5 protein-coding genes and 1 pseudogene are annotated in these 5,171 nt (G+C 65.2%); 3 read left to right on the top strand and 3 right to left on the bottom strand.

The window, feature by feature from the left end; all coding sequences use genetic code 11:
* From ACFYON_RS28985 to ACFYON_RS28975, 3 genes are all read left to right on the top strand, one after another.
* Positions 1–1,985: RHS repeat-associated core domain-containing protein (locus ACFYON_RS28985; protein WP_387190934.1), on the top strand; the 1,985-nt coding region annotated here is incomplete at its 5' end.
* Positions 1,985–2,224 (top strand): YrhB domain-containing protein, encoded by a 240-nt coding sequence (locus tag ACFYON_RS28980; protein WP_354874725.1) that lies wholly within the window; start codon positions 1,985–1,987, stop codon positions 2,222–2,224. The genes ACFYON_RS28985 and ACFYON_RS28980, both read left to right, overlap by 1 nt.
* 336 nt (positions 2,225–2,560) lie before the next feature.
* Positions 2,561–2,758, top strand: coding sequence for a hypothetical protein (locus ACFYON_RS28975; protein WP_334464666.1), 198 nt, complete (start codon positions 2,561–2,563; stop codon positions 2,756–2,758).
* A 101-nt stretch (positions 2,759–2,859) separates the two neighbouring features.
* Here the strand turns inward: ACFYON_RS28975 and ACFYON_RS28970 are convergent, their stop codons facing one another.
* The 3 genes and pseudogenes from ACFYON_RS28970 to ACFYON_RS28960 all read right to left on the bottom strand — a co-directional run.
* Positions 2,860–3,579: a GNAT family N-acetyltransferase gene (locus ACFYON_RS28970; protein ID WP_354874722.1), complete on the bottom strand. Its 720-nt coding sequence runs from the start codon at positions 3,577–3,579 to the stop codon at positions 2,860–2,862.
* Between the two features lie 182 nt (positions 3,580–3,761).
* Positions 3,762–4,676, bottom strand: a pseudogene (locus tag ACFYON_RS28965) (aminoglycoside phosphotransferase family protein).
* Positions 4,677–4,698: 22 nt separating this feature from the next.
* Positions 4,699–5,171, bottom strand: a 473-nt coding sequence (locus ACFYON_RS28960; RefSeq protein WP_387189797.1) for a transposase family protein, incomplete at its 5' end; no start/stop codon positions are given.

Genomic DNA, 5,171 nt, shown 5'->3' with positions numbered 1-5,171 from the left:
CTGAACTGGTCATGCCCGTCTTGCTGCTACCAACACCGGCGCTTCTACTTCGAACCACCCAAGCCGGACACCCTCACGACTTTGCCGGGGCCCTGACCCAGTACTACTGGCACGGCGCCGTCAAACAACAAGTCCTCGGCTCTGGCGCCAAACGCGCCCGCTTCACCACGACCATCGACGACGCCACCGGCCGACTCACCACCCTGCTAGCCGAAACCGAGAACCAGACCACGCCTGGCAACTGGGACGAGAAACTCACCGAGCAATACACCCACGATCCGGCCGGCAATATTACCAGCATCGCCGAAACCAACGCCGGCACCGTCGTGGCCAATCAATGCTTCGGCTACGACTACCTCCAACGCCTCACCGAAGCGTGGACCACTACCGCCAATACCTGCCAGAGCACTCCAAGCCAAGCCATCATCGGCGGCGCTGACTCCTACTGGCACAGCTACACCTACGACAAGACCGGCAACCGCACCACCGACACCCGCCACACCGCCAGCGGCGACAGCACCCGCACCTACGTCTACCCCGCCCCTCTAAGTAGCCGCCCACACGCCGTAAGCACCATCACGACCAACGGCGGGGGACCTTCCACTAGTTACGCCTACGACAACGGCGGCTACCTTAAGACCCGCGTCAGTACCGGCAAACCCGACCAAGCGCTCACCTTCGATGCCGAGGGTCACCTCGCCAGCCTCGTCAACGGCACCACCACCCACGCCTACATCTACAACACCGTCGGCGACCGCCTCATCGCCGACAACCCCGGCACCGACAAAACCCTCTACCTAGACGACAGCGAATACCGTCTCGACCACACCACCGCACAGGTCACCGGCACCCGCTACTACCCCAACGCCATCCGCACGAATACCGGCCTCGCCTGGACCGCCACCAACCACCACGGCACCAACCAACTCGCCATCGACAGCACCACTCTCACTGCCACGCGCCGACGCCTCACCCCGTTTGGTGAAGACCGCGGAGCTCCCCCCAGTGCTTGGCCCGACAATAAGGGCTTCGTCGGAGGAACCACCGATCCCACGGGATACACCCACCTTGGGGCCCGCGAGTACGACCCCAGCACTGGTCGATTCCTATCCGTCGATCCTCTTGTCGACTACGGTGACCCTCAGAGCATGAATGGGTATGCCTATGCGAACAACAACCCAGCTACGCATGCTGACCCGAGTGGTCTCGCAATCGACCGCGGCGGGCTCAGTCCCACGGGCGTGAGTCCCGCGATGTCAAGCACGATAAACTACGGAGGAGGAGGAACCGCAGCAAAGGCTGGCGGAGGTTTTAGCAAGGGCGTCGGGTCCGCTGTCGTGCGAATTGGTAAGGCTCTCCTTAAGAACTTCCGAAAGGCGTCGAGTAGGGCAGTCAGAGCCGGCGCCAAGGTGATCGGGCGTAGTCGGGCTTCTAGCTCAGTGCCTAAGGCGCGAAACGCTTTCCGGAACGTCAAGAACAAGATCGCGGCTAACATTAAGAAGGCTAACCTCGCCGCGAAGCCCTCGCGCAGCGGGGGTGGCGGGACGGCGAGTGGCGGTCGTGCGGCGGGACATGGCAAGAGCGATGCCCCTAAGTCGGCGATCAAAGATATAAACCCCTCGGGCGGCAAGCAGAACTGCGTGCGATGCTCAATTGAGACAGACAAAATGCTGGGCGGTAAGCCCTACAAGCCGGCACCTCCAGGTGGCCCCTTCGACGCGGCAGAGATCACACAGTATTCGCGAAGCGTTTTTCTTCACCGTAAGAAACTCGGCGATATCACTAAGGCGATGCAGCGGTCCGGGCCGGGCGCACGAGGGATTGTCGTCGGACTTCGGGGGCCCGGTCGGCAAGGTCACGCTTTCAATGTGATAAACCAGAAGGGTGTGGTAAGATTTCTCGACGGTCAGATTGGCGGGCCGGCCAACCTCGACGACGGCTTCATCTCCTTCCTATTCACGTACACGAGAAGGGGTGTTAGGTAGTGTTGTCCAAAGAGGGCGCCCGGAGGAGCGCAGAAGAATTCCTTGATGCTGAGGTGCGCCCGCGCTTTAGATACGGCATACTCGTTGTTGAGGACGGTGTTGAGGAGAGTGAAGACGCATGGATCTTCCCCTACGACGGTCAAGCTTACGTAGAACTGGGAGACTGGAGGCAGGCAATGGCAGGCAACTCTCCCATCGTGGTAGATAAACTTACAGGAGAGGCGCGGTTCCTTAGCTGACGCGTGCGATGGTGCGGTCGGCCGTGGTGCTCACTATGAGCCCGGTGAGCACCAATCTTTGTGGCCCGCGCTAATACTGCAGCGGCAGTGTTTGGGGTAGCCGCGTTGGCGGTAGTGGCAGGTTCGGGATTGGTGTCGGCGTCGTCGGCGCCTTCAATTCCATCTGCAAACCTGCTGCAGGTCTTCCTCGACGGTGACCTCTTCGGCGGGCCGAAAGCGTCAACGCCTTTGGCCGACGACGCCCACTCATGGCCGATGAGCGCGGACTGCGAAAGCATCGGCCGGCATATGATTAGGAGTACGTGCAGTGCGATGTCTTCTCCACGAGGTGCCGTGGTGAACCGTGTGACTGCTGATCGGCTGATGCTCGTCAACGTGCTGGATCACTGGTTCTACCTGCAAGAGCCGACCTTCATCGACGTCGGGCAAATCTACTGGATCGATCAAGAGACCAACGAGTTGTGCGTAGATCGCGGTGGTGATCGTGTAACGCGGCATGGTCGCGCCCGGCACGCCGCTTGGATGGGCCGCTAGTCGAGACTGTCGCATGCCCAGGTCAGCTATCCGCAATCCGCGCGGCTCGCTCCGTGCTCGGTATCGCCATTGGCAAGGTCGTGGTATGGCGCGTTATGGGTTCAGGTCCTGAGACGGATGCTCAGCTGGGCGCCGAGCTGACGGAACCCCAGCGCGCGCGCCACTCGGCGTGAGGGCTCCGGTCGAGCCCGCCACTGCGGCAGCAGACCGCTGGCTATTCCGTCCGCAGCTGCTGCGCAGGCAACGGCACGCGCCAGTCCGCGGCCACGTTGATCCAGCTTCGTCAGCACGCCGATGTGGACCAGCAGCCCTGGCCAGCGTCGGTAGCCGGCGGCTGCGACGACGTGCTTCCCGCGGCGTACCACGAACGCGGGGGAGGTGATGTCGGCCAACCCGCATTCGTCGGCATCTTCCGCCGTCACCGATGCCAGGAGCGTGGCGAGATCGTCGTGACCGGCGAGGACCACTTCCACGTCATCAGGTCCGGCTGGCTGTAGGTCCCCCTCGCCGAGGTACGCCAGGCTCGCCGGACCCAGCACCTCGTCGATTGGAAGGACGGCGCGCAGCCGGTCACTGTCAGTCAGTACCTCGACGGGCACGTCATGCAGCATCGTGCGTACCGTTGCGGCCTGGCTGCCTGTCGGCGCGGTGATGATGGCGGCGTCGCCCAACGCGACGATCCCAACCCAGCCGGGTGGGCAGAGCAGGGAGCTGGCCGAGACGGCTACCTCGACGCCGCCTTCCTCGTGGAAGGCCATCGGAACGCCAGCCATCTCGACCCAGGCCGCTCGAGCGCGAGTGAGCAACGGATCATAGGCCATAAACGCATCTTGACGTCTGGCTCAACGGTCGCGCCATCGAGTTCGCCGGGCCAGGCGTGGCGCGCTCTTTTGGCCGCAAGTCGAGCCCTCGTCGTGCACGTGCGCTGAGCCGGGCGTGCGCGCCCCGCCGATGTGAGGGTGGTTGATCATGCCGTCTGTTCGACCCCGAGGCGATCGCAGAGTCAGTGGATTGTGGCGGTGAGGCGTTGCAGGGCGGCGTGAGCGGGTGGACCCCAGGTGGGTTTGCCGCCGGGGCGGCCGTGGACGCCGGCGTCGCCGATGAGGATGCCGCCGAGGGCGCGTGCCATCGCCCATCCGCGGGCGCGGCGCATGGTGGCGGTGTCCGCTGCGGGCTGGTAGGCCGCGTAGAAGTGGTCGGTGCTGCCCTCGGGTAGCAGGAGCCACACGGCGGCGAGGTCGTACGCCGGGTCGCCCGCGCAGAGGTCACCGAAGTCGATCACGCCGCAGATGGCGCCGCCGGCGGTCAGCACGTTGGCAGGGTGGAGGTCGGCGTGCAGCCATAGCGCCGGGCCTGTCCATTGAGGCGCGGTGACCGCGTCGTGCCAGATGGCTCGGACGGCGTCCGGGTCGTCGATCAGCCCTCGTTCGATGGCGGAGGTGAGCGCCTTGGCGAATCCGCCGGTTAAGTCGGCCAGTGGCCCGCCGCGGTCTCGGCCTGCGGGCGCGCCGCTGGGGGCGGGTTGGTGAAGAGCCGTCAGGAAAGTGGCTAAGGACGTGGCCGCATCGGCGGCTCGCGTGACAGGGGCGCGGTCGGCGGGCGTGCCCGGCACCCAGGTGGTGATGAGCCACGGCCGAGGGAACCGTTCAGACGGTTCGGCGAGTCGCTGCGGGACGGGGACCGGCAGCGGAAGACGCGGAGCGAGTGTGGGCAGCCAGGAGTATTCCTTGCGCAGCAGCGCGTCCGCGGATGCGATCGCCTAGGGGAGCCGGACGGCCAGGTCGTCACCGAGCCGCCACAGTTGGTTGTCCCACCCACGCGCGCCCAGCCGGACCGGGCGATCGGCGAGGTCGGGGTGCTGGTCACGCACCAGATCCGCGACCAGCTCCGCGGTGATCTCGATCTCGGCGTGGCTCATGCGGAACAACAGTGAGCCATTTTCATCGTGGGTAGCGGGCCTCCTCGGCGGCTTGGAGGACGAGGATGGCCTGCACGATCGGGGTGGCACGGCGGGGGCAGCAGCGGATTTTGGTCAGGATCTTCCAGGTCTTGAGGGTGGACACGGCGCGTTCCCCGAGGGCTCGGATCTTGGCGTGGTGCCGGTTGACGGACTTCTGCCGGCGGGACAGGCGGGTGCGGCGGCGTTTGAACGGGGTCCAGACGGTGCCGTGGGCGCCTTGGTAGCCCTTATCGGCGAAGGTCAGCACGTTGTTGCTGGCCAGGGCATCGATCAGGCCATGGGCGCGGGCTGCGGTCAGGTCGTGAACGGAGCCGGGCAGTGCGGCCGACGCCCAGACCAGCCGCCCGGCCGGGTCGGCCAGGACCTGCACGTTCACCCCGTGGCGCTTGTGCTTACCGGAGTAGTAGGGCCGCTGGTCAGCGACCCGGTCGATCGGGATCAGCGTGCCGTCGA

Origin of the sequence: Micromonospora sp. NPDC005686 (assembly GCF_042871665.1) — a bacterium.
GTDB lineage: Bacteria > Actinomycetota > Actinomycetes > Mycobacteriales > Micromonosporaceae > Micromonospora.
This window is presented reverse-complemented; position numbering and strand designations above follow the sequence as displayed.